The organism is Paenibacillus sp. HW567 (assembly GCF_000374185.1).
GTDB lineage: Bacteria > Bacillota > Bacilli > Paenibacillales > Paenibacillaceae > Paenibacillus_AQ.
On sequence record NZ_KB910518.1, the window covers coordinates 6,627,198 to 6,653,366 of the forward strand.

Here is a 26,169-nt window from a genome sequence, read left to right on the forward strand (position 1 = left end):
AGAATTGAATTCGGGTGGCCTGACGCTATTTTACATATACAATAGACCGTAAGGATTGGGGGAAGACAGCATGAAGCAGATGCCGCAGGATGACTTGCCGCAGCGTATAGACGGGGCGCAAGATACGGAGTCTGTCCCCGCCCCGCAAGCTGCCGGGAATAAGGGGCAGTCTTTGCTGCCCTTGTCCACGACGGGTGAGCGGAAGATTGAGCATGTGCGTCTCTGCCTGAATGAGGAGGTTGGCGGCAGCGGAGTAACAACCGGCTTCGAGCATTACCGGTTTCGGCATAATGCCCTTCCGGAGCTGAATTATGATGACATTTCGCTGCGGACGGAATTCTTAAGCCGGGAGCTGCGGACACCGCTGCTGATCAGCTCTATGACAGGCGGCAGCAAGGCGACGGGCGAGATCAATGCCAGACTGGCTGAGGCTGCCGAGCGCCGAGGCTGGACGCTTGGAGTCGGCTCTATCCGGGCGGCTGTTGAGCGTTCGGAGCTTGCCGCCACCTTCCGGGTACGGGACAAGGCACCCGGGATTCCGGTTATCGCCAACATCGGTGCAGTGCAGTTGTCTTATGGGTTCGGTGTGGACGAGTGCCGCAGAGCCGTGGAAATTGCCGGTGCTGACTGGCTGGTGCTGCATTTGAATGGGCTTCAGGAGGTATTTCAGCCGGAGGGCGACACCGGGTTTGCCGGCTTATTGCCCCGAATCGAAGAGGTATGCCGACAGCTTGAAGTTCCTGTAGGCGTGAAGGAGGTCGGCTGGGGTATCGACGGGGATACGGCATCCCGGCTGTACAGTGCGGGAGTTGCTTTTATAGACGTGGCCGGTGCGGGCGGAACCTCCTGGAGCCAGGTGGAGAAATTCCGCAGCAGCGATGCTGTCCGGCGGGCGGCGGCGGAAGCCTTCGCGGATTGGGGAATTCCCACGGCGGAGTGTATTGTGGAGGTGCGCGCGGCATCCAGGCATGGCGCGCTCATCGGAAGCGGCGGGCTACGGCACGGTGTGGATGCTGCGAAGGCGCTGGCGCTCGGCGCGGATCTGGCCGGCTTCGGGCGGAATCTGCTCGGTCCGGCTGTACAATCGGAGGAAGCGCTGGATCATGCGCTCGCTCAGGTGGAGCTGGAGCTGCGGACCGCAATGTTCGGCATCGGAGCGCCGGATTTGGCTGCGCTGCACGGTACGCCGCGCTTGATCCGGCGCTAGTACAGCAGCCGTTCTAAATCCGTGGCTGCGGACGCAGCCTTTGGCGTGGGGGCTTCTTATCCATCCTCCTGTTCCTTAACAGACCGTAAGGCCCTTATTTTCCCGAAAGGAATACATTTATCCGGGCTAACAGACCCAAAAACGCTTATCGCCTCTTCGGCAGGTAGATTTGGGGTGAATATCTGCCCGTAAAGCCGCTGGAGTCCGTTCTCTTGCGGAAAAGTGACTTCCAGTAGAAATAAGAGCTGCCCAGTCCGTTGCAGACGGGGAGACTCTTCCGCTCAGGATAAGACTGTGTTCGCGGGGCCTGATACGCCTGGAGCGTGATCTCCGCACCCTAATCCGTTCGGCGTAGTATCGTTTGAGCTCCAACATGTAGATTCTGACGTTCTGCTAGAGGCAATAGAGATTACGGAAATAAGGAAGGATACCCAATACAATGATTAGACTGGTACCAATGGATGAAACCACTTTTCAATTTTTCATTACTCAATCGACCCGCGATTATGCAGAGGACAAAATAAAAACCGGAGCATGGGATGCCGAGATTGCCATGCAGCTCTCTAAGGAAGCGATGAGCAAATATTTGCCCAAGGGGCTGCATACGGAAGGGGCCCATCTTTATTCTGTAGTGGAGGAAGAAACGGGCACCCAGGCCGGCTATATTTGGTTCAATGTGACCGAGGGACACCGCAGCCGCGAGGCCTTTATTTATGATATTTATATTTTCGAGCCGTTCCAGGGCAAAGGCTACGGCAAGCAGGCGCTGCTTGCGCTTGATGAGGAAGCACGCAAGATGAATGTTGCCAAAATCGGTCTGCATGTGTTCGGCCAGAACACCCGCGCTTTTGAGCTTTACAAGAAAATGGGCTATCTGGTCACCGACATTACAATGTCAAAAGAACTCTAATACGGGGCGGATTGCTGTTGCTGGCGGTTTTGTTCTAATATATAATGGATTAGATCAGGCTTCGGAAATTATGCGGTGATCAATTCAACCGAAAATAGGAGTTGTCATATAAATGGCTTTGAAAGCTGGAATCGTTGGACTTCCGAACGTAGGAAAATCCACATTATTTAACGCGATTACGCAAGCGGGAGCAGAATCCGCGAACTATCCTTTCTGCACCATTGACCCGAACGTTGGTGTCGTGGAAGTGCCGGACGAACGTCTGGATAAGCTGACAGAGCTGGTGCAGCCGAACAAGACGGTTCCGACCGCTTTTGAATTTGTGGATATTGCCGGTCTGGTCCGCGGTGCAAGCAAGGGCGAAGGCCTCGGCAACAAGTTCCTGGCCCATATTCGTGAAGTGGATGCGATTGTTCATGTCGTTCGCTGCTTTGTGGATGAGAATGTAACGCATGTGGACGGCAAAGTGAATCCGATTAGCGATATCCAGACGATCAATCTGGAGCTGATTCTGGCTGACCTGGAGAGCATCGAGAAACGGATCGAACGCTCCCGCAAAAATATCAAGGGCGGCGACAAGAAATACGCCCAGGAAGTTGAAGTACTGGAGCGCGTCAAGGAAGCTCTCTATGAAGATAAGCCTGCACGCAGTGTGGAGCTGTCCGATGACGAGCGCCTGATTGTGCGCGATCTTCACCTGCTGACGCTGAAGCCGGTGCTGTATGCGGCTAACGTAGGCGAGGATGAAGTAGCTACTGCCGAAGAGAACCCTTATGTTAAGCAGGTGCGTGAATTCGCAGTCGCCGAAAATGCTGAAGTGGTGCCGATCAGTGCCAAGGTGGAGGCGGAGATTGCCGAGCTGGAAGGCGAGGACAAGGCGATGTTCCTGGAAGAGCTGGGACTGCAGGAATCCGGGCTGAACCGCCTGATCAAAGCTGCTTACAAGCTGCTGGGACTGTACACTTACTTTACCGCGGGTGTGCAGGAGGTGCGTGCCTGGACGATCCGCAAGGGAACTAAAGCGCCTGGCGCTGCCGGTGTAATTCACACAGACTTTGAGCGGGGCTTTATCCGTGCAGAGGTTGTAGCGTATGCCGATCTGCTGGCAGCCGGTTCGATGAACGGTGCCAAGGAACGCGGGCAGCTTCGCCTTGAGGGCAAGGAATATCTGGTGCAGGACGGCGACGTTATGCATTTCCGTTTCAACGTGTAAGCTGACATTTTAATAGCAGAAGAAGGAACAGAAAGAGGTTGTCTGGACGTAGAATTTTTACCGGCCGGATGGCTTCTTTTTTGCATAGACCGGAAGCGTACATGCATAACAATCCTGCGCTTTTTGCATAATAAGGAGCGTTTTTGCCGGCTGCAAAAAATCCTGACCCTGTACATATAGCACTGTAGCCAATCGGCAGGATTGGTGATATAATATAAAGTCGTATATCTATTTTTATTGTATCAACAATTTAAAGCAATATGCTTGAACTTGACTATGAATCAGGAGAGGTGAATTCCCTTGTTGGACCGATTGCAATCCCTGGCGGACCGCTATGAGAAACTCAGTGAACTGCTTTGTGACCCGGATGTTGCAAGCGACAGTAAGAAACTGAGGGACTATTCCAAAGAACAATCCGATTTGCAGCCTGCCTTTGAGGCGTATGCTGAATATAAAAACGTAATGGAAGAGCTTGAAGCTGCGAAGATGATGCAGGCCGAAAAGCTTGATGATGAAATGAAAGAAATGGTCAAGATGGAAATCGACGATCTTTCCTCACGCCAGGTTATGCTGGAGGAGAAAATCCGCCTCCTGCTGCTGCCTAAGGACCCTAATGACGATAAGAATGTGATCGTGGAAATCCGCGGCGCAGCCGGGGGAGATGAAGCGGCGTTGTTCGCTTCCGATCTGTACCGGATGTACACCCGCTATGCGGATGCCCAAGGCTGGCGTGTTGAACTGATGGATGTCAATACCAGTGACCTTGGCGGCTTCAAAGAGGTTATCTTCATGATCAACGGACGCGGCGCTTACAGCAAAATGAAATTCGAAAGCGGCGCACACCGCGTGCAGCGTATTCCGACTACCGAATCCGGCGGACGGATTCATACTTCGACTTCTACGGTATCGGTGATGCCGGAAGCGGAAGAATTCGAAATTGAAATTCTTGACAAGGATATCCGCGTAGATACCTTCTGTTCCAGCGGCGCTGGCGGCCAGTCGGTTAATACGACGAAATCCGCAGTTCGTGTAACCCATGTGCCTACCGGCATTGTGGCGACCTGTCAGGATGGCAAATCTCAGAACTCCAACAAGGATAAGGCGCTGCAGGTGCTGCGTGCCCGGATCTCGGACATGAAGCGCCAGGAAGAAGAAGCGAAGTATGCCGGAGAACGCAAGAGCAAAGTCGGCACCGGCGACCGCAGTGAGCGGATTCGCACCTACAACTTCCCGCAGAGCCGTGTAACCGATCACCGTATCGGCCTTACCCTGCACCGTCTGGATCAGGTAATGAACGGAGACATTACAGAAATTATCTCGGCATTGTCGATTGCAGAGCAAGCGGAGTTAATGGAAAAAGGAGAATAATGCTTTGAGCCACGACTCTTATGTCATGCCTGACGTGCAAAGCATCAGGGAAGCCTTTGCGGAGGCTTCTTCTTTTTTGGACAAATCCGGGTGCAATGAGCCGCAGCGCAGCAGCCAGCTTCTGCTGGAGCATGTGCTGGGCTTGTCCGGCGCGGCTTACTATATGGCACTGGCTGATCCGTTTCCGCCTGCGGCGCGGGCGGCCTGGGAAGCCGGTGTTACCCGCCGCGCGGCGGGCGAGCCGGTGCAGTATATTACCGGCGAGCAGGAATTTTACGGGCGGGCCTTTGAGGTGACGCCCGATGTGCTGATTCCCCGGCCCGAGACGGAGCTGCTCGTCGAGGCGATTCTGAAGTACGGCGCGGAGCTGTGGCCGGACGGTGTGGTGGCGGAGCCGGGCGGCGCGGCGCGGGAAGGCGGGCACGCTGCGGGTGAAGCGGCGCAGGGGGATGCGGCGCGGGAAGGCAGGCACGCTGCTGGTGAAGCAGCGCAGGGGGATGCGGGCGGCTCGGCGCGCCCGCTGACTGCCGTCGACATCGGCGCCGGCAGCGGAGCCATCTCCGTCACGCTGGCGGCGGAAGCGCCGGCGTGGCGGGTCTGCGCCGGCGACATTTCGCCCGGCGCGCTGGCCGTGGCCGGCCGCAATGCGCGGCGGCACGGCACGGCAGTGGAGCTGCGGCTCGGCGACCTGCTCGAGCCGTTTGCGGGGATGGAGACGGATATACTCGTCTCCAACCCGCCCTATATTCCCGGCGGGGATATCGCCGGGCTGCAGCGCGAGGTGCGCGACCATGAGCCGCGCACTGCACTGGACGGCGGCGCTGACGGGCTGGACCCGTATCGCCGCATGATGGACCAGCTCCGGCTGCTTCCGGCACCGCCGCGGCTGGTCGGGTTCGAGCTCGGCCAAGGCCAGGCCGAGCAGGTGGCCGGGCTGCTGCGCGCAGCCGGCCACTGGAATGAGATCGTCACCATCGACGATCTCGCAGGCATTCCGCGCCACGTGCTGGGGATCGCCCGGTAGAGGGGCAGAGCCAAACGGCGCGGAATTAGCTTTACTTTTTCCATGTATCCTTAATCTCCCGGAACAGCCGGATGTTACAGCATGAAGGTCTGCTCCAGGCTATGGAGTTCGGCTATGCAGTGAAATTGTATTTTTGCTGCCCGTTCCAGTACAATAGAAATGACGGGAATTCGGTTTGTAGACGTGAAATTCAGAAGACCCAGTACGGAGTAAGGAGACAGAATATGCTTCAGAAGATTAAAAAGATTGACGGCGTCATTGTAGTCATTCTTGTCCTGTTGATGGCCGTCAGCATTTTTTCCATATACAGTGTCACACATGGACGGGAGAAGCTGGACGGGGCGCATCTTCGGATGATCAAATTTTATGTGCTGGGTATCGTTGCATTTATCGGACTGACCTTTGTAGATTACCGGCTGCTGGTTAAATATGCACTGTACGTATATGGTGTGGGGATAGGGATTCTGGTATTGGTCAGCTTTATCGGCAAGGAGCAGAACGGGGCCCAAGGCTGGATTAAATTCGGGGGCTTCAGCCTTCAGCCGGCGGAGCTGTTCAAGCTGATTCTGATACTTTTCCTGGCATCCATGCTGGTGCGCAAGATGAAGAATAAGCTCCTTTTCTGGCGCGATGTGGTTCCGCTCGGACTGCTCACCCTGCTTCCCTTTCTGATCGTCATCAGTCAAAATGACTTAGGCAACGCGCTTTCCTATATTGTGATCCTGTTCGGCCTGCTGTGGATTGGCAACATCAAATTTTCCCACGCCCTGATTGGATTGCTGGTAATAGGCGGAGCGGCAGTGGCGGGAATCATGAGTTATATTCACTACCATGATGAAATCAAAACGTTTCTTACCGATATCGGCCGCTCCCACTGGGTAGAACGTTTTGACCCGTGGCTCGTCCCTGATGAGGCGACTGCCAAGGCGAGCTATCATACCAAAAATGCCAAGCTGGCCATCGCTTCAGGAGGCATGAGCGGGGAAGGGTACATGAATGGCAGCTCCGTGCAGACGGACCGGGTGCCTTATACCTATTCCGACTCCATCTTTGTCGAGATTGCTGAGGAATTCGGCTTTGTCGGTTCTGCACTCGTGTTGCTGCTCTACTTTATCCTGATCCACCGGATGATTCTAATTGCATTGGAGAGCAAGGACCGGGGCGGGCCGTTTCTGATCGTCGGCATTGTTGCGATGCTGCTGTACCAGATATTTGAGAATATCGGCGCATTTATCGGCCTTATGCCGCTGACCGGAATCACGCTGCCTTTTATCAGCTATGGGGGAACCTCACTGATGATCAACATGGCCAGCATTGGCCTGGTGATGAGTGTGCGTCTGCACGGTCAAGAGGTCGAGGAGGACTTGCCGAATCCGTCGGTATATTCTTCACCCACTAAGCAAGGATAGACCGGAATAACTATAGACCGCTGGAGCTTATCGTTAAGATGGGTTCCGGCGGTTTTTTTATAATAGAAGTAAGGACAGCGCAGCCGGTTCTGCTTGTTTTTACAAATTCAAGGCCGGGAGCTATAAAATTGTATTTGCGCTGTATCTTGCTTTACAATGGGAAATAACGGCTTTGCGCTGTCGGCGTTTGACGGCAAGAGGCCTTAATCCGGATACAGTTAGGAGTTCATCGCATGCTGCAGCGTTTTAAAAAGATTGACGGCGTCATTGTAGTGGTTCTAATCCTTTTGATGGTCATCAGTATTTTATCCATATACAGTGTTACCCACGGACGCAAAGATGACGGCCTGCACATCCAGATGATCAAATGGTACGGAGTGGGGTTTCTTGCTTTCATAGGACTGTCTTTATTCGATTACCGCCTGCTTGTTAAATATGCGCATTATATTTATATCCTGGGTGCGGGGATATTGGTGCTGGTCAGCTTTGTTGGGACTGTGAAATACGGTGCCCGGGGCTGGTTGGAGGTAGGGGGGTTCAGCCTTCAGCCGGCGGAGCTGTTCAAGCTGATTTTGATTCTTGGGCTGGCATCTCTGCTGGTCCGCAAAAATAAGAGCAGGCTCCAGTTCTGGCGCGATGTTGTGCCGCTCAGTCTGGTTGCGCTGCTGCCGTTCGTGATTGTGATTATTCAGAACGATCTGGGCAACGCGCTCAGCTATTTGATTATCCTGCTCGGTCTTTTGTGGATAGGCGGCATTAAATTATCCCATGCGCTGATTGGCCTGATTGTTGGGGCCTTGGCAATAGGCGGCTTTATTTTCAGCTACATTAACTATCATGATCAAACGACGAACTTTTTGAGTAAAACGCTTGGCCGCGAGCATTTTGTGTCCCGCTTTGATCCCTGGCTGGTACCGGAGCTGGCGAGCAGTGACGACAGCTACCAAACGCGTAATGCCAAAATTGCCATTGCATCGGGCGGGCTCAGCGGGGAAGGGTATATGAAGGGCGGTTCCGTCCAGTCGGGTAAAATACCGGTGCTCTATACGGATGCGATTTTTGCCCAGATTGCCGAAGAATTCGGCTTCGTAGGGGCGGCGCTGCTCCTGTTGCTGTTTTTTATCCTGATTCACCGGCTGATTCTGATTGCCTTGGAGTGCAAGGAACGGGCCGGTCCTTATCTGATTATTGGGATCGTGGCGATGCTGCTGTATCAGATTCTTGAGAATATCGGCGCGTATATCGGCCTTATGCCGCTGACGGGAATTACCCTTCCGTTCATCAGCTACGGCGGGACTTCAGTCCTGATTAATATGTCCAGCATGGGCATAGCGATGAGTGTGCTGCTGTATGGACAGGAGGTGGAGGAGGATCTGCCCGCTGCTCCTGCCTTGCATCTCTAAGAATACGCACGGCATTTAATAGACAACCCTGTCTCTCTTTCGCCGTACTTCAGACGATGAAATTTCATAGAAGGCCCTCAATTTGACTTCGCCCAATTCTAGGCTTCCATAACAATCTCCTTTGTTCGGGCATCGTTATTTCATGATAGTTTAATAGGTTTGCACTCTCCCATCTCTGGACATACTGAGGACATAAGAGATTCAGAGGGAGAGGGGCTGCTGGAAGATGGAAATGAACAAGCCGGGACAACGGGATTCCTTGCGCGTAACCTTTAAGTATACTGCCATTTTAATTTGTTTTTTTATGATTCTCATGATGGCCTGGGAAGGGCAAAAAAGCGATGCCGCTGTGGCGGAGGCCTCCATTCCCCAGGATTCCATCCGTCTGCGGATTCTGGCGAACTCGGATGCGGCAGGTGATCAATTGGTCAAACGCCAGATTCGGGACAGCATTGTGGAGCAGATCAACCAGTGGGTTTCCGCGCTGGAAGACCCGCAAAGTCTGGAACAGGCACGCGCTCTGATTAGACAGCATCTGCCGGAGCTGAATGCGCTGGTGGCGGGTGAGCTTGCGAAACGGGGGATTGAATATAATTATAAAGTAGAGCTGGGAGTCGTTCCGTTCCCGACTAAAATGTACGGCGGCAAGGTCTATCCGGCCGGGGAGTATGAAGCTGTGCGCGTGACGCTGGGGGCCGGCAAAGGGCAGAACTGGTGGTGCGTGCTGTTCCCGCCGCTGTGCTTTATTGATGCCGGCTCTGGAGATGCTGCTGCGCCGGCAGCGGCCAAAGGAGCCAAAGCCGCCCTTGCTGAGGCCTCCGGGGATCGTCCTGAAGTGAAGGCTGCAGCAGGAGAAACGGTGCAGCAGAGTTCGGACACAGCCGCTGCCAGCGGGGAAGCGGAAGCGCCGAAGGTGCGTTTCTTCCTCTGGGAGCTGCTGGAGAATCTATGGAGCTGGATCAGCGGATTATTCAGCTAAGCTCCTATGAATCTACTGCCGTCCATGATACGATATAAGCTGGACTTACTTTGGAATTGCTGCGGCTCCACCTGGTGGGGCCGTTTCTTCATGGTTTCTGTGATTATGCAAATCTGGAATAACGAACCCTAAAGAAAGCTTGTGATAAATAATGACAGAACATCAAGAGAACCTCTTTGCGGTCCAGCGAAACAGCGGACAAATAGATTCTACAATATACTGGGAGCTGTCTTCCTTCAAAGAGTCTGCCTTGGAGCCGTCTGGTTTCTCGGTGTGCGAACAGGATAAGCAAGCCCTAGCAGAAGCCGCGGCTATGCTTCGCAAGGGGAGTACCGTTGCCTTTCCGACTGAGACGGTATACGGCCTCGGTGCGGATGCCCGCAATACCGCTGCGGTGGAGGCGGTATTCGCCGCCAAAGGCCGGCCTTCCGACAATCCGCTGATCGTGCATATCGCCAGCCGCAGTGATCTGGACGGGCTGGTTACGGAGGTGCATCCTTCAGCGGCGGCGCTGATCGACGCTTTCTGGCCCGGCCCGCTGACGCTGGTGCTTCCCGTGCGTCCCGGCGTGCTGTCGCCGCTCGTTACCGCGGGGCTGGATACGGTCGGCGTGCGCATGCCCGATCATCCGCTCGCCCTGGCGCTGATCCGCGCAGCAGGCTGTCCGGTGGCTGCGCCCAGCGCCAACCGCTCCGGGCGGCCCAGTCCGACGCTGGCCGCCCATGTCCTGGAGGACCTCGCCGGTTATATCGGCGGGGTACTTGACGGCGGCGCGGCCGGAGTCGGCCTGGAGTCGACCGTCGTGCAGGTGCAGCCGGACGGGACGGCCCTGGTGCTCCGTCCCGGCGGCATCACCGCCGAGCAGCTTGCGGCGGTGCTCGGTCCCGGGGCCGTCGGCACGGCCCCGGCTTCTGCGGAAGCGCCCGCCGGCGCTTCCGGCCTGTCCCCCGGCGCGGCGCAGGCCGCCGGGGACAGCAGCCCGGCGCCGCGCGCGCCGGGCATGAAGTACACGCACTACGCCCCGCGCGGAGCGCTTGGCGTAGTGCGCGGCGCTTCGCCGCAGCGCGTGGCGGAAGCCGCCGCGGGCCTGCTGCAGGCGGCGCAGCGGGATGGCGAGATTACGGGCCTGCTCCTCTTCGAGGAGCATGTGGCCCTGTATCCCGCCGTCCCGGCCGCCTGCGTCGTTTCTCTCGGCTCGCTGACCTCGCCGGAGGAAGGGGCCCGCTCCCTGTATGCCGCGCTGCGGCGCTTCGATGAAGCGGGAGCGACCTATATTCTGGCCGAGGCCTGCCCGGATACCGGCCTCGGTGCAGCGATTATGAACCGGCTGATGAAAGCCGCCAGCGGAACCGTCATCGACGCCGGATAATTCCGGCTTCTACCCTGCGGGCTTTAGCTTCATTAAGAGGAGAGCTGCCTGCAGATCGCAGCAGTCTCTCACCGCCCCCGTACGCTTCACAGTCATGTTTCCCCCCTTGTCCGCATATCGTGGTTGTACAAGAACTTTCGGACCTTGGGGGTATGGGCATGGACATAGGGGGAGTATATACAGGTTGGGGGCAGCTTGTGACGGTTGCCATCATGGCAATCGCGCTGGGGATGGACGCTTTTTCGCTCGGTGTTGGAATCGGGATGAAGGGCATCCGTCTTTTGCATGTGCTGCAGCTTAGTCTGCTTGTTGCTTTTTTTCATGTGCTGATGCCGCTGCTGGGCTTGTTTACAGGCAGCTACGTAGGGCATTTGCTCGGACAAGTTACGGCTTATGCTGCGGGCGGCCTGCTTGTACTGCTGGGCGGGCATATGGTGTTTAACTCTTTTCGGGACAATGATAGCTACAACTATCGGCATTTTATGGATCACCGGTCCTTTTGGGGCATGCTGCTCATTGCACTGAGTGTAAGTATAGATTCTTTCTCAGTGGGGGTTTCACTGGGGATGTTTGTGAATAGCATAATTTTAACTGTACTTGCCTTTGGGGCCACCGGCGGTCTGATGTCGATTACCGGACTGCTGCTGGGAAGACGGGTCAGCCGGGGGCTTGGGGTATACGGCGAGGCGCTGGGCGGAGCAATCCTGCTTGCGTTTGGCTTGCTGTTCATCTTCTGATACAATAACGGCACAAGATTATAATTTTCATTTCATGGAGGTGGAAAGTATGCTGCATATTTTATTCGTCTGCACGGGAAATACATGCCGTAGTCCTATGGCTGAGGGGCTTCTGCGGAAGCTGGCCAAGGAACGGGGGATTGATGTGGAAGTGCGGTCTGCAGGCGTCTCCGCCATTTCCGGTACTTCCATATCCAGACATGCCGCAGCGATCCTGCGGGACGAAGGCGTGAATGATCATATAATATCCTCCCAGCTCAGCGCAGAGACGTTGGCCTGGGCCGATCTGGTGCTTACATTAACGGGCGGACATAAGCGGCATGTGCTGCAATATTTTCCGGCTGCGGTTACGAAGACCTATACGCTAAAAGAATACGTGCATGATGAAGATTCGGTGGAGCAGGATATCCGCGAGCTGGATAGCCTGTATGCCGCTGCAGAGCTTAACCTGGCGCTGGGTGTGGAGCCGGATGCCGCTGATATGCAGCGGATCATCGAGATCCGTCAAAGAATCCCAAGCTTTGATATTTCCGATCCCTTCGGCGGCTCGCGCGAGGATTACGAACTTGCGGCTGCCGAGATCCGCACGGCGCTGCATAGTCTGCTGGATAAGCTGGAGTCCTTACGCCGTTTGTAAAGGTGGTTGATTTTTCGCGGCCATTCCTATAAGATGAAATAAATATTACCCGGTTCCGGTGTGACTGGCGACAAGGTGGATCAAACCACGATGGAGCACCTGGAATAAACGGCCGGTCGCCTGGGCAAAAGAGCACATCCGCAGAAGGCTGCGGACTGCTCTTTTTTGTTTAAAATGTAGGAGTGCTGTTATGCTGAGAGTAGGCAACGCTTGAGGGAGGCAGAATGATGGAACAAGTCATGAAGCAGGACTCATCGGAGAACGGGGCCTCCGGGGGTTCATCTGGAAATGCCGGCAAGCCGGCGGCAGCGGAGCTTTCTTTAACCGCTGCAACTGCTGCTGTAGTGCGTGAACTGGCGGAAGCCGGCAAGCTTGGACCAGGTAAGATTCTTGTTGTCGGTGCAAGCACAAGTGAAGTGGCTGGTGTCCGTATTGGCACTGGCGGCGCACTTGAAGTGGCGCAGCAATTGCTCCAGGGCGTGGCTCAGGTTGCTGAGGAGCGGGGCTTTCATGCAGTTTATCAATGCTGTGAGCATTTGAACCGCTCCCTGGTGATGGAGCGTTCACTGCTTGAAAAGCTGGGGCTCCGGGAGGTTTCGGCAGTGCCGATTCCGGGAGCCGGGGGTTCGATGGCTGCTGCTGCGTACCGTTCAATGGCTGACCCTGTTCTGGCTGAGACCGTAGAGGCCCATGCCGGGATAGACATCGGAGAGACGCTGATCGGCATGCATCTGCGCCGGGTCGCGGTGCCTTTTCGGCCAAGCCTGCGCTACATTGGTTCAGCACGGGTGAATGCGGCCTGGAGCAGACCCCCGCTCATTGGCGGGGAGCGCGCCGTGTACCGCACCCCGGAGGTCAGCGGATCACGGAATTGTGATTAAGGAAAGGCTGGGAACACGAACGGTTGGTAAGTCTTCACAAAACCATTAACTAAAGAGCATTAGGGAGGAAATAAGAATCATGGAACAATTGCGTAAGAGTGACCCGGCAGTACTGGAAGCGATGGGATTGGAGCTGAGCCGTCAGCGTGCCAATATTGAGCTTATTGCCTCGGAGAATATCGTCAGCGAAGCGGTTATGGAAGCTATGGGTTCTGTGCTCACTAATAAATATGCCGAAGGCTATCCCGGCAAACGGTATTACGGCGGCTGTGAAGATGTGGACATCGTGGAGAACCTGGCCCGTGACCGCGCCAAGCAGTTGTTTGGAGCGGAGCATGTCAATGTTCAGCCGCACTCCGGCGCTCAGGCCAATATGGCGGTGTATCTTGCCGCGTTGAACCCGGGGGATACTGTACTGGGCATGAATCTGGCTCATGGCGGCCACCTGACTCACGGCAGCCCGGTGAATGCATCCGGCTTGCTGTATAACTTTGTCGCTTACGGCGTTCAAGAGGATACCTTCCTGATTGATTATGATGAAGTGCGCAAGGCAGCATTCAAACACCGTCCTAAATTAATTGTAGCCGGAGCAAGCGCTTATCCGCGTACGATTGATTTCGCTGCGCTTGGTTCAATCGCAAATGATGTTGGCGCCTTGTTTATGGTTGATATGGCACATATCGCCGGACTAGTGGCGGCAGGGCTTCATCCGAGTCCGGTTCCGCATGCTCATTTTGTAACCACGACTACGCATAAAACCTTGCGCGGTCCGCGCGGAGGTATGATTCTGTGCAGACAGCCTTGGGCAGCAGCAATCGACAAGGCAGTATTCCCAGGCTCCCAAGGCGGACCGTTGATGCATGTGATTGCTTCCAAAGCCGTTTCCTTTGGCGAAGCACTGCAGCCGTCATTCAAGACATATGCCGAGAATGTGGTGAAGAATGCCAAGGTGCTGGCTGAGACGCTGATCGGTGAAGGAGTTAACATCGTATCTGGAGGCACAGATAATCACCTTATGCTGATTGACACCCGCAGCCTGAACATTACAGGCAAAGATGCGGAGAAGGTACTCGACTCCATCGGCATTACCGTGAACAAAAATGCTATTCCATTTGATCCTACCAGTCCATTCGTGACCAGCGGTATCCGCATCGGTACACCTGCCGTTACTTCCCGCGGGATGGACCAGCAGGCTATGGTGACGATCGGACATATTATCGCCAATGTGCTTAAGAATCCGAAGGATGAAGGCAAACTTGCGGAGGCTGCCCGTGAAGTGGCTGCACTTACTGAGCAATATCCGATCTATCCGGCGCTGAGATACTAAGCTTCTGCCTTTGAATTAGATGTAGCGTTTTATGTAAAAGTCTCTGTAGGATCTGGTTCTTCCAGTCCTGCCGAGACTTTTTTTGAAATATAAGACACCCATGCCGCTGCGCGGCATCACTGAGGAATGAAAATATTGTCTATACTGGTTACTGGGCTGGCGAAGGTAGGTCGGAACTTCTTGGTGTTACGAACCCGAATATAAGACGGACCCCAACGACCCGGTGCATCACAGATTGTTGCTCCCTCCGGGGAAGCACGCAGGGCAGAATAACCTTAGCATTGGTCTTTGCACCAGCCTTAATAAGCGCCAGCAGGCAGGAGACAGAAAAGATGGAGATCCTCATTGAACGTTGTTGTGGATTAGATGTACACAAGAAGAGTATCACAGCCTGTATCATCACCCCGAAAGGAAAGGAGATTCGAAGCTTTGAAACGCTGACTCGCCGGCTAGTCGATTTAGTGGATTGGATTAAAAGCGAGCGGTGCACCCATGTCGCGATGGAGAGCACCGGAGATTACTGGAAACCGATTTATAACCTGCTTGAACTGGAAGACGTCAAGCCGGTTGTCGTGAATGCGCAGCATATCAAAGCCGTGCCCGGACGCAAAACAGATGTGAAAGATGCGGAATGGATTGCGAAATTACTCCGGCATGGGCTGGTGCAAGGGAGCTATATTCCGAATCGGGAGCAGCGGGAACTTCGGGAAGTGATCCGGTATCGGCGAAGTATCATCGAAGAGCGAAGCCGGGAAGTGAACCGATTGCAAAAGGTGCTGGAAGGAGGCAATATCAAGCTCTCGTCCGTGGCATCCAATGTGCTTGGAGTGTCAGGACGAAACATGTTGGAAGCGATGATTCAGGGCGAAACGGATCCTTCGATTCTAGCGGACTTTGCGCAAAAGAAGCTGAAAGCCAAGAAAGAACAATTAAAGCTGGCACTAGAGGGAAGCCTAGGTCCTCATCAGTTGCTCATGCTGGAGAAACAATTAGGACATATTGACCAGTTGAATGGGTTGATCACTGAACTGGATGAAGAGATTGAGCGCCGAATGGCCCCTTTTGCAGAGGACCTGAAGTTAGTGGATACCATTCCCGGTGTCGGTAAACGAACCGCCGAACAAATTCTGGCGGAAATTGGGACCGACATGACACGGTTTCCGAGCGCAGGGCATTTATGCTCTTGGGCAGGTATGACTCCAGGTCACAATGAAAGCGCGGGGAAAAAACGATCAGCAAGGACACGAAAAGGGAATAAAAAGCTGCGAAGTGCACTGGTGGAATCGGCGCGAGCGGCAGGACGAAAAAAGAACACCTACCTGTCGGCCCAATATCACCGGATCGCAGGCAGGCGAGGGAAAAACAGAGCAGCCGTAGCCGTCGGGCACAGCATTTTAGCGATAGTCTATGTCTTGTTAACGCGAAGACAAGCATATAAAGAATTAGGGTTTGACTACTTCGACCAACGAAACCGCGAGATGGTAATGAACCGATCCATAAAACGCTTGGAATCGCTCGGGTATCAAGTAAACCTGAGTGAACAATCGGCCTAACGGCCAATTTCAAAAAAATAAAAACATGGGGTTTGTTTTGGTATGCGCACTTTTGGTTCCTTAGAGCAACTTTATTTTCAGGGCAGAATTAATATGTTTCACACTATAAATTATCCATATATTTCTCGCTGAAACGGATACCGTCCTTATAAGGACGGCGTAGCCGTTTCCACTTGTCATTGAGAAAATAACAGCGGCAGAAATCCGTTGCTGAGGCGCGTGTGGCTAGTCCGGCATCAGAGCTAAATTTGTGGGTGAGGCCATACCCTCTGGGGAAGAGAAAACGCAGCAGTGAAGTCGGCTCCTTGCGGACCGGAGAGCCGTTATTTTCAAGAAAACGCCACTTGTTGCGGCTTAACGGACCGAGGGGCGCTTCTGGTCTCTCCAAGGAACGTTTAGGAACGGAATATTCGATCATAAGGCCCGTGGTGTCCGTAACTTACCCAAGCCATGACTCTCATCATAATTAAGCGCACCACAGTCCGTAACGCCGAGTCAAACGCCAATTTAAGAATGAACCCCGTCTGGGAAAGGGTGCACCTGGGGGAGGATCACTTCACACCTTCCGTCCTTCGGGCATCCCATGCCCCTACTCCACCATTTTAATTTGACGCTCCGCTAGATTGATGAGAATTAACGGCAGAAATGCCGTTGCTGAGACGGGGGCGGCTGGTTTGACTGGAAAAGCAGCGGAAATGCCACCAGTAGGACCTGGGGCTGGCTGTTTTATACTTCCGACTAACTTGACCATTTACCTCCGTTCCACCCCGGATTCTTTGAGCTTTTTGTGCCAATGAACCAGAATCTTATCTTCTGCATGCAATATGTTGCACAATGTTCACAATTTTGGACGGTAAAATGTCGAATTTCATCGTGAAATATTCATGAAAGTTCATGGAATTTTCAACAATTGTAGTGAAAGAAATGTGAAAAGTATTAATTTTACAAAATGACATAAACTAAGTCTCGTTTTATATATGGAGTAAAGGGGTCTACTTGAATTGTTCCTACACATAATGATGTACAGCAGATTGTAATTCGGTCTGTTGAACCGGTCCGTCGTAGGTGAAAAGCATCTTCGGTGATGATATAATAAACAAGATTTAGCCTTGGAGGAAGCAAAAGCGCTTTCTATGGCTATTAAAGACAGACAATTACCGGAGGGACAAGAATGGGAAAATTGGTGATTTGTGATCATCCTTTGATTCAGCACAAACTTACATTTATTCGTGATGTGCGGACAAATACGAAAGAGTTCAGAGAGCATGTCGACGAAGTCGCTACACTTATGGCATATGAGATTACGCGGGACATTCCGCTTGAGACCATTAAGGTCCAGACACCTGTAGCAGAGACGGAGAGCAAAGTGATCTCTGGAAGAATGCTGGGTCTGATTCCGATTCTTCGCGCCGGACTGGGAATGCTTGAAGGCGTTCTGAAGCTGCTCCCGGCCGCGAAGGTAGGACATGTAGGGCTGTTCCGTGATCCCGATACACTGCAGCCGGTCGAATACTACATCAAGCTTCCTACAGATGTTCAGGAACGCGAACTGATTGTAATTGATCCGATGCTGGCTACTGGCGGCTCTGCTATCGCGGCAATCAGCTCGCTGAAGAAGCGCGGCTGTACTCAGATCAAGATGATGAATCTGATTGCTGCTCCGGAAGGTGTTGCCGCTGTACAAGCTGCCCACCCGGATGTTGATATCTATGTCGCTGCGCTGGATGATCATTTGAACGATCATGGCTACATCGTGCCAGGGCTCGGTGATGCCGGAGACCGTTTGTATGGAACCAAATAAAGCATTTGAAGAGAGGATAGGGGTTATGTCCAAAATTAAAGTGATGACGATTTTCGGAGTGCGCCCCGAGGCGATCAAAATGGCGCCTTTGGTCCTGGAGCTGGCAAAACATCCCGAACACATTGAATCTGTTGTTTGCGTAACTGCACAGCACCGTGAGCTGCTGGATCAGGTGCTGGAGGTATTCAAAATCACTCCTGATTATGATCTGGATGTGATGAAGGACCGCCAGACACTGAATGAAATTACCATTCGGGTGCTGGAAGGACTGGAGCCGGTGCTTAAGGAGGCCAAGCCGGATCTGGTGCTGGTGCATGGAGATACACTCACCACGTTCCTTGCCAGCTACGCTTCTTTCCTGCAGCAAATTCAAGTGGGTCATGTGGAAGCAGGTCTTCGGACCTGGAATAAGCTGTCTCCATATCCTGAAGAAATGAACCGTCAGCTTACCGGTGTGCTTGCGGATTTACACTTCTCTCCAACGGATTGGTCGGCAGGCAACCTAAGACATGAGAACAAAAAAGAATCAAGTATTTATATCACAGGCAATACTGTAACTGATGTGTTTCAATATACCGTACAGCCGGAATATCGGCATCCTGTACTGGATTTTGCTGCAGGAAAAAGACTTATTTTAATGACGGCGCACCGCAGAGAATCTCAAGGCGAACCGCACCGTCATATTTTCCGTGCTGTCAAAAGAATCGCTGATGAATTTGAAGATGTAGCCATAGTTTATCCTGTGCATCCGAGTCCGGCAGTTAAGGAACCGGCACATGAAATACTCGGCGGACACCCTAGAATCAAGCTGATTGATCCGCTGGATGTCGTTGACCTGCATAACTTTTATCCGCATACCCACCTGATATTGACCGATTCCGGCGGCCTGCAGGAGGAAGCTCCCTCCTTTGGAGTTCCTGTGCTTGTGCTGCGTGATACAACCGAGCGCCCGGAAGGGATCGAGGCCGGAACATTGGAGCTTGTGGGAACGGACGAGGAGAAGGTGTATCAACGGACACATGCTTTGCTGACTGATCAGGACCTGTATCAGTCCATGAGCCGGGCCGCCAACCCGTATGGAGACGGTAAAGCCTCCGAGAGAATTGTCAATGCGATTTTGCACCATTTCGGTGTGATCGAGGAACGTCCGGAAGAGTTTCACAGAATGTTCACAAAATAAGCTATAAAGCATGAAAACGATATTCTGAATTGACCAAAATCAACATACAGTAAAACTGTACGGTTTATATGGTTTTGGAGAGTTTTGCTGTGATTATTTTCATACTTTCATCCGAAAAAGCCATGATTTGCGCTGGATTGACAAACTCTTGTAACATTCAGTAAAATGAATGGGACTTCTAAGGATGTGTTGAAATGAAGGGCCCTGATAAGCCTCAAGAACCGCATAAACAAACGGGCCGGGCGCTAAAAGCCATGAGTCTTGTCAGTGCTGTCGGAATTAATTTGGCCGCCTTTACTTTGGGCGGTTATTTCTTGGGGGCATGGCTGGACAGCAAGTGGAACAACTCCGGGCTCGGAGTAGCGCTTGGTGTTATTTTAGGTGTGTTGTGTGGTATAGCAGGTGTCATCTTCATTATTAAAGCTGTCATGGAGGAAAGTGATGGATGATTTATCCAGATACCGCAAGGTATTGGCAATAGCAACACTTTGCTTCGTGGTCCTTTGCGTTCTGGCTGCGGCTTTATTCCCGGACTTCCGGAGTATTGCGCTCGGTATGGCGCTTGGTGGAGCTATTGGCTGCATCAATGTGACTTACCTCGGCTATAAGGTCCGGCAAGTGGCGGATATGATGGCGGGTGAAGGCAAGAGACGCGTAAATCTCGGGTTTCTGACCCGTGCCGCCCTCAGTCTCTTGGGTGTGATGGTGGCCTTTAAAACACCGCAGTATTTTAACATCATTGCGGTGGCTGGCAGTTTGCTCTTGGCTCCAATTCTTCTTATTATAATAGGGATTGGTTTTTTGCGTAGAGAAAGTTAAAGGTTCCAACGGAGAAAGGGGTGAGAAAAATGCATAAATCACCAGTTATTATGCTAGGCGGCTTACATATTGACCTTTCTATTGTGCTGATGCTGTTAGTGACCTGTACCATTTGTTTAGTGCTCGGACTATTGGCAACACGCAACTTGTCGGTCGAGAATCCCGGTAAGCTGCAGAATTTCCTGGAATGGGCGGTTGAGTTCGTTCAAGGCCTGATTTCAAGTACAATGGATTTGAAAAAAGGGAAACCTTTTCTTTCCCTTGGCCTTGCGCTGATCATGTTCTTGTTCGTCGGTAACCTGCTTGGGCTTCCACTTGGTATTGTGACGGATTATCACGATGCGGAACACGCCAAGATTTTTGGCAAGACAATTGATCCTGTCGTAAAAGAATTGGACAGACTCCATGCCGCAGCCGATCCTGCATCTCACGAGGATATCGAGGTAGGGGTGGCTTGGTGGAAATCACCGACAGCCGATCCTGCTGTTGCAATGGGGCTGGCAGTTATGATCTTCTTGATGTCGCACATCCTGGGGATCATGCGCAATACCAAGAATTACTTTAAGCACTACTTTCAGCCTTACCCGTTCTTCTTCCCAATCAATCTGATTGAGCAGATATCGAAGCTGCTGACACACGGCATGCGTCTTTTCGGCAATATCTTTGCCGGCGAGGTTCTGATATCGGTTATCCTCAAATTGGCTGCGCTTGGTGTAGGGGGCTGGATTGCGTCTGTACTTGGCTTAATTGTATGGCAAGGGTTCAGTATGTTTATCGGTACCATCCAGGCTTTTATCTTCGTTATGCTGACCATGGTGTACTTCTCGCAAATGCTGGAAACCCACGACGAGCATTAAACGCTGGATGCTAATAGAGATGTAGGATTTATGCCAAGGCGGAAGCACACTTCAAGTCTGGCTCATTAATACACACTAAAACATATCTTTGAGGAGGATTTACACAATGGGAGTTATGGCTTATTTGGCAGCTGCAATTGCAGTAGGTTTGGGAGCGCTGGGTGCCGGTATCGGTAACGGTCTGATCGTCAGCAAAACAGTAGAAGGTATTGCCCGTCAACCGGAAGCAAAATCCACACTGCAAACTACAATGTTTATCGGGGTTGCATTGGTAGAAGCCCTTCCGATCATCGGTGTAGTACTTGCGTTCATGTTCTACATTGGAGCTTAATTAATTACAAATGTTTGGCGGGGAAGGCCACAGCCCTCCGCGCCTTCTTTTTAGGAACGACCCAAGACATGAACGTGCATCGGAAAGGAGTGTCTAACATTGTCTTTTGTATGGGAATCTTCCGTGTTGGCAATTATTGCCTTCGGGATTTTATACTTTTTGCTGAATAAGTACGCTTTCGGGCCGTTGTTCTCCGTTATGGAAAAACGCCGTGAGCTAGTGCTGCAGCAAATGGATGAAGCGGCGAAGACCAGAGAGCAGGCTGTTTCGTACGTTGAAGAACAGAAGCAGGCTCTACAGCAGGCGCGCCAGGAGGCACAGCTCATTATCCAGCAATCGCAGGCAACCAGCAGCAATCAGGTTGACCGTATTCTGGAACAGGCCAAGTCTGAGGCTGCACGTCTTAAGGACGAGGCTGTCCGCGATATTGATAACGAAAAGAACAAGGCAGTGGAAGCATTGCGCAGCGAGCTTGGAACTGCATCGGTTCGGATTGCTTCCAAGCTGCTTGAAAAAGAAGTTAAAGCCGATGGCGAACAGGAGCAGCTTGTTGATCAATACCTCAAAGAGGTAGGAGGCCGATCATGAGCCGCGATACGGTAGTTGCCAAACGCTACGCCAATGCTTTGTATAGTGCAGCGGTGGATAAGGGCATTACCCTTGAAGTGGAAGAACAGCTAAAGACAGTAGTCGAAGTGCTTCATAATGACCAAGAGGTGAAACGGTTTATTCTTGCACCGCGGATCTCGCAGTCCGACAAGCTGAAGGTGCTGCGTACGGCGCTTCAAGATAAGGTCTCTCCAACGGTGATGAACACGGTAGAGCTGCTGGTTGAGCGGGGCAGAACCGATATTTTTGCTGATCTGCTGGAAACGTACATCAAAATAGAAGGAGACGCCCTTGGCATCGGTGATGCAACGGTGTATTCTACTTATCCGTTGAGTCAGGAAGAGCAGGATACAGTAGCTGCAGAGTTCAGCCAGCTTACCAAACGCAAGATTCGTGTTACGAATCTGATTGATAAGAGCCTGTTGGGCGGACTGAAGGTCGTGATCGGCGATACGCTGTATGACGGCAGTCTGTCCGGCAAACTTGCGCGTCTCGAGAAATCTTTTAACGATAAGCTAAGAAGATAGGGGTGAGGATATTGGGCATCAGACCTGAAGAGATCAGCACTTTGATCAAAAGTCAAATTGAGCAATATAAAGCCGATATCGAAGTTGCCGAAATTGGCACCGTCATTCAAGTCGGGGACGGTATCGCCCGTGTCTACGGTCTGGAAAACGCGATGGCGGGAGAACTGCTGGAGTTCTCCAACGGAGTAGTAGGCATGGCGCTCAATCTGGAAGAAAGCAACGTAGGTGTTGTTATTCTGGGTGAGTACAAGGAAATTCGTGAAGGCGATCAAGTAAAACGTACAGGACAAATTATGCAGGTTCCGGTTGGTGAAGCTATGCTGGGCCGTGTAGTGAATGCGCTGGGGCAGCCGCTAGACGGCAAAGGTCCAATTGCAACCACTGAATTCCGTCCTGTAGAACATAATGCTCCAGGTGTTATTGACCGTAAATCGGTTCATGAACCGATGCAGACCGGTCTTAAAGCTATTGATGCGATGGTGCCAATCGGCCGCGGTCAACGCGAGCTGATCATCGGTGACCGTCAGACGGGTAAGACTGCAATCGCAATTGATGCGATTATCAACCAAAAAGGCAATGGCATGAAATGTATCTATGTTGCCATCGGTCAGAAGCAATCCACAGTAGCACAGGTTGTGGAAACCCTCCGCCGCCACGGTGCGCTGGAATATACAATTGTTGTAACTGCTTCGGCTTCCGAGCCGTCCCCGCTGCTGTATATCGCTCCATACGCAGGCTGCGCAATGGGCGAATACTTCATGTACAAAGGCGAGCATGTCCTTGTCATCTATGATGACCTTTCGAAGCAAGCCTCCGCTTACCGCGAATTGTCCTTGCTGCTCCGCCGTCCACCGGGCCGCGAAGCGTTCCCTGGTGACGTATTCTATCTGCACTCCCGTCTTTTGGAACGTGCAGCTAAGCTTAGCGACGAGCTTGGCGGCGGTTCATTGACCGCATTGCCATTTATCGAAACACAGGCCTCTGACGTATCAGCTTACATCCCTACGAACGTAATCTCGATTACGGACGGCCAGATTTTCCTGGAATCCGACCTGTTCTATTCGGGTCAACGCCCGGCAATCAACGTTGGTATCTCTGTATCCCGCGTTGGTGGTTCCGCGCAGATCAAAGCGATGAAGAAGGTTGCAGGCTCGCTCCGTCTGGATCTGGCCCAATACCGCGAACTTCAGGCGTTCTCCCAGTTCGGCTCCGATCTCGATAAATCTACGCAAGCCCGTCTGAACCGCGGTGCGCGTATGATGGAAATTCTGAAGCAGGGCGTGAACCAGCCTTTGTCGGTTGAGCATCAGGTTATCAGCTTGTATACCGCTGTCAAAGGTCACCTGGATGATATTCCCGTTAAAGATGTTAGACGTTTTGAGAAGGAATTCCTGGCGTTTGTGGACAGCAGCGCTGCCGGCATCCTCAAATCCATTACGGATACGAAGGATTTGACTGCAGACAATGAAACTGCCCTCAAAGAAGCTATCGAGAAGTTCAAAAAAGGCTTTGCTACCAGTTAATCTGGGGTAGAACTCAACTATGCTGCGAACCGGGCTTTGGCTTTGCCAAAGCTCTAGTATATGCTTACGAAGTCAGCTTTGGCGGAGCCAAAGCTCAGGTTATGCTTACGAAGTTAGCTTTGACTAAAGTCAAAGCTCTAAGGTGGTGAAATCATGGCAAGAAGCATGCGTGATATTAAACGTCAAATCAAAAGCGTTCAGAACACCAGACAGATCACCAAGGCTATGGAGATGGTTGCCGCTTCCAAACTGCGCAAAGCACAGGAGAAGGCGGAAGCTGCGCGTCCTTACTCAGCCAAGCTGAAAGAGGTTGTAGCGAACATAGCTGCCGGCACACAAGGTATAACCCATCCTATGCTTGTCAGCCGTCCCGTTAAGAAGACCGCTTATCTGCTTGTTACCTCGGACAGAGGTCTTGCAGGGGGATACAACGCCAATATTCTTCGTAAATTGACGTTATTGCTCGCAGAGCGCCACAAGTCCAAGGATGAGTATGCTTTGTTTGTAATCGGCCGCAAGGGTCGCGACTTTTTGCGCCGCCGTGAATATCCGATTGTGGAAGAGATTACTGAACTGTCCGACACGCCTAAGTTCTCTGACATCAAGTCGATTGCTTACTCGGCAGTACAGCAGTTTGAGACTGGTGTGTATGACGAGCTGTATATCTGCTACAACAGTTTTGTCAATGCTATCAGCCAGATACCGACCATTGAACGTCTGCTGCCTATGGACACAGTACAAAGTGCTGATCATGCAGGAGCAACTGCAAGCTACGAGTATGAGCCTTCACCGGAAGATGTACTGGGCGTACTGCTTCCGAAATATGCGGAAACTTTGATTTACAGCGCAATTCTGGACGGTAAAGCCAGCGAGCTGGGTGCGAAAATGACAGCAATGGGCAGTGCAACAAAGAACGCGTCGAAAATGATCGGGGAACTTACACTTACGTACAACCGTGCCCGTCAGGCGGCAATTACGCAGGAAATTACCGAGATCGTGGCCGGAGCGAGCGCGCAATCTTAAAGTGTAAGTAATGCAACAGCTTTCGAGGAGGGAAATATAAAGATGAACAAAGGACGCGTTGTGAGCATTATGGGTCCGGTTGTTGATATTGAATTTGAACGCGGCCAACTGCCCGAGATTTTCAACGCTATCAAGATTGTAACCAGCCAGGCCAACGGCCGCACCATTGATTTGACCCTTGAGGTTTCCAATCATCTGGGTGACAATCTGGTGCGCTGTATCGCCATGTCTTCCACAGATGGTCTGGTTCGCGGATTGGAAGCAATTGACCAGGGTGGACCGATTTCGGTTCCAGTTGGTGCTGCTACTCTTGGCCGGGTATTTAACGTTCTGGGTAATCCGATTGATAACGGTGAGGAAGTTGTTGCTGACAAAAATCCGATTCACCGTTTGGCTCCGACTTTTGATGAACTGTCTACACAAGCTGAAATTCTGGAAACCGGAATCAAGGTTATCGACCTGCTCGCACCTTATGTTAAGGGCGGCAAAATTGGTCTCTTCGGCGGTGCAGGCGTAGGTAAGACAGTAACGATTCAGGAACTGATCAACAACATCGCACAGGAGCACGGCGGGATTTCTGTGTTCGCGGGTGTTGGTGAACGGACCCGTGAAGGTAATGACTTGTATCATGAAATGACCGATTCCGGCGTTATCAAGAAAACGGCAATGGTATTCGGGCAAATGAATGAGCCGCCGGGCGCGCGTCTTCGTGTAGCTCTGACCGGTCTGACTATGGCGGAATATTTCCGTGATGTGGAAGGCCGCGACACACTGCTGTTTATTGATAACATCTTCCGCTTTACCCAAGCCGGCTCTGAAGTATCCGCCCTTCTCGGACGTATGCCTTCTGCGGTAGGTTACCAGCCGACACTGGCAACAGAAATGGGTCAATTGCAAGAGCGTATTACATCCACCAAAAAGGGCTCCGTTACCTCCATTCAGGCCATCTACGTGCCGGCGGACGATTACACTGACCCTGCACCGGCAACGGCGTTTGCGCACTTGGATGCTACAACCAACCTGGAGCGTAAAATCTCCGAGAAAGGGATTTTTCCGGCTGTAGACCCGCTTGCTTCCAGTTCGCGTATCCTGGCTCCGGAAATTGTCGGCGAAGAGCACTACAATGTTGCTCAGGGCGTTAAGCAGCTGTTGCAGCGCTACACCGAACTTCAGGACATCATTGCTATCCTGGGTATGGATGAACTCAGTGAAGAAGATAAGGTTATTGTGGCCCGTGCTCGTAAGGTTGAGCGTTTCTTGTCGCAGCCTCTTCATGTAGCTGAGCAATTTACAGGTCAAAAGGGCGCATACGTTCCAATAAAAGAAACGGTGCGTAGCTTTAAGGAAATATTAGAAGGTAAACATGATGATCTTCCAGAAGCGGCGTTCCTGTTCGTTGGAACGATCGAAGAAGCTATTAAAAAGGCAGAATCAATGTAACCCCGGGCTAAGGATATTGCTTTGGATACGAGCCTTACTTTA

26 protein-coding genes and 1 riboswitch are annotated in these 26,169 nt (G+C 52.4%); of the genes, 25 read left to right on the forward strand and 1 reads right to left on the reverse strand.

Annotation, left to right across the window (positions count from 1 at the left end):
* Window positions 1-70 precede the first annotated feature (70 nt).
* The 14 genes from fni to B212_RS0129665 all read left to right on the forward strand — a co-directional run bounded on the left by fni (window position 71) and on the right by B212_RS0129665 (window position 16,017).
* Window positions 71-1,207, forward strand: coding sequence for a type 2 isopentenyl-diphosphate Delta-isomerase (fni, locus tag B212_RS0129600; RefSeq protein WP_019914978.1), 1,137 nt, complete (start codon window positions 71-73; stop codon window positions 1,205-1,207).
* A gap of 439 nt (window positions 1,208-1,646) precedes the next feature.
* Window positions 1,647-2,117 carry a GNAT family N-acetyltransferase gene (locus tag B212_RS0129605; RefSeq protein WP_036668621.1) on the forward strand — a complete coding sequence of 157 codons (471 nt, stop codon included), beginning with the start codon at window positions 1,647-1,649 and terminating at the stop codon, window positions 2,115-2,117.
* A 112-nt stretch (window positions 2,118-2,229) separates the two neighbouring features.
* Window positions 2,230-3,330 (forward strand): redox-regulated ATPase YchF, encoded by a 1,101-nt coding sequence (gene ychF, locus B212_RS0129610; protein WP_019914980.1) that lies wholly within the window; start codon window positions 2,230-2,232, stop codon window positions 3,328-3,330.
* A gap of 300 nt (window positions 3,331-3,630) precedes the next feature.
* Window positions 3,631-4,698 carry a peptide chain release factor 1 gene (gene prfA, locus B212_RS0129615; protein WP_019914981.1) on the forward strand — a complete coding sequence of 356 codons (1,068 nt, stop codon included), beginning with the start codon at window positions 3,631-3,633 and terminating at the stop codon, window positions 4,696-4,698.
* A 4-nt stretch (window positions 4,699-4,702) separates the two neighbouring features.
* A complete protein-coding gene (locus tag B212_RS0129620; protein ID WP_019914982.1) occupies window positions 4,703-5,722 on the forward strand; it encodes a HemK family protein methyltransferase in 1,020 nt (339 codons plus the stop codon).
* Between the two features lie 224 nt (window positions 5,723-5,946).
* A complete protein-coding gene (locus B212_RS0129625; RefSeq protein ID WP_019914984.1) occupies window positions 5,947-7,131 on the forward strand; it encodes an FtsW/RodA/SpoVE family cell cycle protein in 1,185 nt (394 codons plus the stop codon).
* 233 nt (window positions 7,132-7,364) lie between these two features.
* Window positions 7,365-8,534 (forward strand): FtsW/RodA/SpoVE family cell cycle protein, encoded by a 1,170-nt coding sequence (locus tag B212_RS0129630; RefSeq protein ID WP_019914985.1) that lies wholly within the window; start codon window positions 7,365-7,367, stop codon window positions 8,532-8,534.
* A 226-nt stretch (window positions 8,535-8,760) separates the two neighbouring features.
* Window positions 8,761-9,513 carry a stage II sporulation protein R gene (spoIIR, locus tag B212_RS0129635; RefSeq protein WP_019914986.1) on the forward strand — a complete coding sequence of 251 codons (753 nt, stop codon included), beginning with the start codon at window positions 8,761-8,763 and terminating at the stop codon, window positions 9,511-9,513.
* Between the two features lie 151 nt (window positions 9,514-9,664).
* Window positions 9,665-10,882 carry an L-threonylcarbamoyladenylate synthase gene (locus B212_RS0129640; protein WP_019914987.1) on the forward strand — a complete coding sequence of 406 codons (1,218 nt, stop codon included), beginning with the start codon at window positions 9,665-9,667 and terminating at the stop codon, window positions 10,880-10,882.
* A 158-nt stretch (window positions 10,883-11,040) separates the two neighbouring features.
* Complete coding sequence (locus B212_RS0129645; RefSeq protein WP_019914988.1) at window positions 11,041-11,619, forward strand: manganese efflux pump MntP; 579 nt, start codon at window positions 11,041-11,043, stop codon at window positions 11,617-11,619.
* 49 nt (window positions 11,620-11,668) lie between these two features.
* The gene (locus B212_RS0129650; protein ID WP_019914989.1) at window positions 11,669-12,256 is read left to right on the forward strand and encodes a low molecular weight protein arginine phosphatase; all 588 of its coding nucleotides are present in this window, start codon (window positions 11,669-11,671) and stop codon (window positions 12,254-12,256) included.
* A gap of 50 nt (window positions 12,257-12,306) precedes the next feature.
* Window positions 12,307-12,389: riboswitch (ZMP/ZTP riboswitch) on the forward strand.
* Between the two features lie 94 nt (window positions 12,390-12,483).
* A complete protein-coding gene (locus B212_RS0129655) occupies window positions 12,484-13,137 on the forward strand; it encodes a TIGR01440 family protein (RefSeq protein WP_019914990.1) in 654 nt (217 codons plus the stop codon).
* A 79-nt stretch (window positions 13,138-13,216) separates the two neighbouring features.
* Window positions 13,217-14,464: a serine hydroxymethyltransferase gene (gene glyA / locus B212_RS0129660; protein WP_019914991.1), complete on the forward strand. Its 1,248-nt coding sequence runs from the start codon at window positions 13,217-13,219 to the stop codon at window positions 14,462-14,464.
* A 332-nt stretch (window positions 14,465-14,796) separates the two neighbouring features.
* Window positions 14,797-16,017 carry an IS110 family transposase gene (locus B212_RS0129665; protein WP_019909933.1) on the forward strand — a complete coding sequence of 407 codons (1,221 nt, stop codon included), beginning with the start codon at window positions 14,797-14,799 and terminating at the stop codon, window positions 16,015-16,017.
* Between the two features lie 103 nt (window positions 16,018-16,120).
* Here B212_RS0129665 and B212_RS34875 read toward each other — a convergent pair whose 3' ends face one another.
* Window positions 16,121-16,435 (reverse strand): hypothetical protein, encoded by a 315-nt coding sequence (locus tag B212_RS34875; RefSeq protein ID WP_198015903.1) that lies wholly within the window; start codon window positions 16,433-16,435, stop codon window positions 16,121-16,123.
* 753 nt (window positions 16,436-17,188) lie between these two features.
* On the opposite strand from B212_RS34875, the gene upp reads away from it, so the two are divergent.
* From upp to atpD, 11 genes are all read left to right on the forward strand, one after another.
* Window positions 17,189-17,818 carry a uracil phosphoribosyltransferase gene (upp, locus tag B212_RS0129675; RefSeq protein ID WP_019914994.1) on the forward strand — a complete coding sequence of 210 codons (630 nt, stop codon included), beginning with the start codon at window positions 17,189-17,191 and terminating at the stop codon, window positions 17,816-17,818.
* A gap of 25 nt (window positions 17,819-17,843) precedes the next feature.
* Window positions 17,844-18,998 carry a non-hydrolyzing UDP-N-acetylglucosamine 2-epimerase gene (wecB, locus tag B212_RS0129680; RefSeq protein ID WP_019914995.1) on the forward strand — a complete coding sequence of 385 codons (1,155 nt, stop codon included), beginning with the start codon at window positions 17,844-17,846 and terminating at the stop codon, window positions 18,996-18,998.
* Window positions 18,999-19,192: 194 nt separating this feature from the next.
* Window positions 19,193-19,447 carry an AtpZ/AtpI family protein gene (locus tag B212_RS0129685; RefSeq protein ID WP_019914996.1) on the forward strand — a complete coding sequence of 85 codons (255 nt, stop codon included), beginning with the start codon at window positions 19,193-19,195 and terminating at the stop codon, window positions 19,445-19,447.
* Window positions 19,440-19,817 carry an ATP synthase subunit I gene (locus B212_RS0129690; protein ID WP_019914997.1) on the forward strand — a complete coding sequence of 126 codons (378 nt, stop codon included), beginning with the start codon at window positions 19,440-19,442 and terminating at the stop codon, window positions 19,815-19,817. Before B212_RS0129685 ends, B212_RS0129690 begins: the two co-directional genes overlap by 8 nt.
* Window positions 19,818-19,846: 29 nt before the next feature.
* Window positions 19,847-20,674, forward strand: coding sequence for a F0F1 ATP synthase subunit A (gene atpB, locus B212_RS0129695; protein ID WP_019914998.1), 828 nt, complete (start codon window positions 19,847-19,849; stop codon window positions 20,672-20,674).
* A 106-nt stretch (window positions 20,675-20,780) separates the two neighbouring features.
* Complete coding sequence (gene atpE / locus B212_RS0129700; protein ID WP_019914999.1) at window positions 20,781-21,005, forward strand: F0F1 ATP synthase subunit C; 225 nt, start codon at window positions 20,781-20,783, stop codon at window positions 21,003-21,005.
* Between the two features lie 99 nt (window positions 21,006-21,104).
* Window positions 21,105-21,593, forward strand: a complete 489-nt coding sequence (gene atpF, locus B212_RS0129705; protein ID WP_019915000.1) for a F0F1 ATP synthase subunit B — start codon at window positions 21,105-21,107, stop codon at window positions 21,591-21,593.
* Complete coding sequence (locus tag B212_RS0129710; RefSeq protein WP_019915001.1) at window positions 21,590-22,141, forward strand: F0F1 ATP synthase subunit delta; 552 nt, start codon at window positions 21,590-21,592, stop codon at window positions 22,139-22,141. Before atpF ends, B212_RS0129710 begins: the two co-directional genes overlap by 4 nt.
* A gap of 11 nt (window positions 22,142-22,152) precedes the next feature.
* The gene (gene atpA / locus B212_RS0129715; protein ID WP_019915002.1) at window positions 22,153-23,664 is read left to right on the forward strand and encodes a F0F1 ATP synthase subunit alpha; all 1,512 of its coding nucleotides are present in this window, start codon (window positions 22,153-22,155) and stop codon (window positions 23,662-23,664) included.
* A gap of 153 nt (window positions 23,665-23,817) precedes the next feature.
* Complete coding sequence (gene atpG / locus B212_RS0129720) at window positions 23,818-24,687, forward strand: ATP synthase F1 subunit gamma (RefSeq protein ID WP_019915003.1); 870 nt, start codon at window positions 23,818-23,820, stop codon at window positions 24,685-24,687.
* Between the two features lie 42 nt (window positions 24,688-24,729).
* Entirely contained in the window at window positions 24,730-26,127 is a 1,398-nt protein-coding gene (gene atpD, locus B212_RS0129725) for a F0F1 ATP synthase subunit beta (RefSeq protein ID WP_019915004.1), read from the forward strand.
* Window positions 26,128-26,169: the final 42 nt, after the last annotated feature.

What these genes read in the sequence shown, in the direction of transcription:
- fni (WP_019914978.1), top strand. Translation starts at nt 71, where the DNA reads ATGAAGCAGATGCCGCAGGATGACTTGCCGCAGCGTATAGACGGGGCG.
- B212_RS0129605 (WP_036668621.1), top strand. Translation starts at nt 1,647, where the DNA reads ATGATTAGACTGGTACCAATGGATGAAACCACTTTTCAATTTTTCATT.
- ychF (WP_019914980.1), top strand. Translation starts at nt 2,230, where the DNA reads ATGGCTTTGAAAGCTGGAATCGTTGGACTTCCGAACGTAGGAAAATCC.
- B212_RS0129625 (WP_019914984.1), top strand. Translation starts at nt 5,947, where the DNA reads ATGCTTCAGAAGATTAAAAAGATTGACGGCGTCATTGTAGTCATTCTT.
- B212_RS0129630 (WP_019914985.1), top strand. Translation starts at nt 7,365, where the DNA reads ATGCTGCAGCGTTTTAAAAAGATTGACGGCGTCATTGTAGTGGTTCTA.
- spoIIR (WP_019914986.1), top strand. Translation starts at nt 8,761, where the DNA reads ATGGAAATGAACAAGCCGGGACAACGGGATTCCTTGCGCGTAACCTTT.
- B212_RS0129640 (WP_019914987.1), top strand. Translation starts at nt 9,665, where the DNA reads ATGACAGAACATCAAGAGAACCTCTTTGCGGTCCAGCGAAACAGCGGA.
- B212_RS0129645 (WP_019914988.1), top strand. Translation starts at nt 11,041, where the DNA reads ATGGACATAGGGGGAGTATATACAGGTTGGGGGCAGCTTGTGACGGTT.
- B212_RS0129650 (WP_019914989.1), top strand. Translation starts at nt 11,669, where the DNA reads ATGCTGCATATTTTATTCGTCTGCACGGGAAATACATGCCGTAGTCCT.
- B212_RS0129655 (WP_019914990.1), top strand. Translation starts at nt 12,484, where the DNA reads ATGGAACAAGTCATGAAGCAGGACTCATCGGAGAACGGGGCCTCCGGG.
- glyA (WP_019914991.1), top strand. Translation starts at nt 13,217, where the DNA reads ATGGAACAATTGCGTAAGAGTGACCCGGCAGTACTGGAAGCGATGGGA.
- B212_RS0129665 (WP_019909933.1), top strand. Translation starts at nt 14,797, where the DNA reads ATGGAGATCCTCATTGAACGTTGTTGTGGATTAGATGTACACAAGAAG.
- B212_RS34875 (WP_198015903.1), bottom strand. Translation starts at nt 16,435, where the DNA reads ATGATCGAATATTCCGTTCCTAAACGTTCCTTGGAGAGACCAGAAGCG.
- upp (WP_019914994.1), top strand. Translation starts at nt 17,189, where the DNA reads ATGGGAAAATTGGTGATTTGTGATCATCCTTTGATTCAGCACAAACTT.
- wecB (WP_019914995.1), top strand. Translation starts at nt 17,844, where the DNA reads ATGTCCAAAATTAAAGTGATGACGATTTTCGGAGTGCGCCCCGAGGCG.
- B212_RS0129685 (WP_019914996.1), top strand. Translation starts at nt 19,193, where the DNA reads ATGAAGGGCCCTGATAAGCCTCAAGAACCGCATAAACAAACGGGCCGG.
- B212_RS0129690 (WP_019914997.1), top strand. Translation starts at nt 19,440, where the DNA reads ATGGATGATTTATCCAGATACCGCAAGGTATTGGCAATAGCAACACTT.
- atpB (WP_019914998.1), top strand. Translation starts at nt 19,847, where the DNA reads ATGCATAAATCACCAGTTATTATGCTAGGCGGCTTACATATTGACCTT.
- atpE (WP_019914999.1), top strand. Translation starts at nt 20,781, where the DNA reads ATGGGAGTTATGGCTTATTTGGCAGCTGCAATTGCAGTAGGTTTGGGA.
- B212_RS0129710 (WP_019915001.1), top strand. Translation starts at nt 21,590, where the DNA reads ATGAGCCGCGATACGGTAGTTGCCAAACGCTACGCCAATGCTTTGTAT.
- atpG (WP_019915003.1), top strand. Translation starts at nt 23,818, where the DNA reads ATGGCAAGAAGCATGCGTGATATTAAACGTCAAATCAAAAGCGTTCAG.
- atpD (WP_019915004.1), top strand. Translation starts at nt 24,730, where the DNA reads ATGAACAAAGGACGCGTTGTGAGCATTATGGGTCCGGTTGTTGATATT.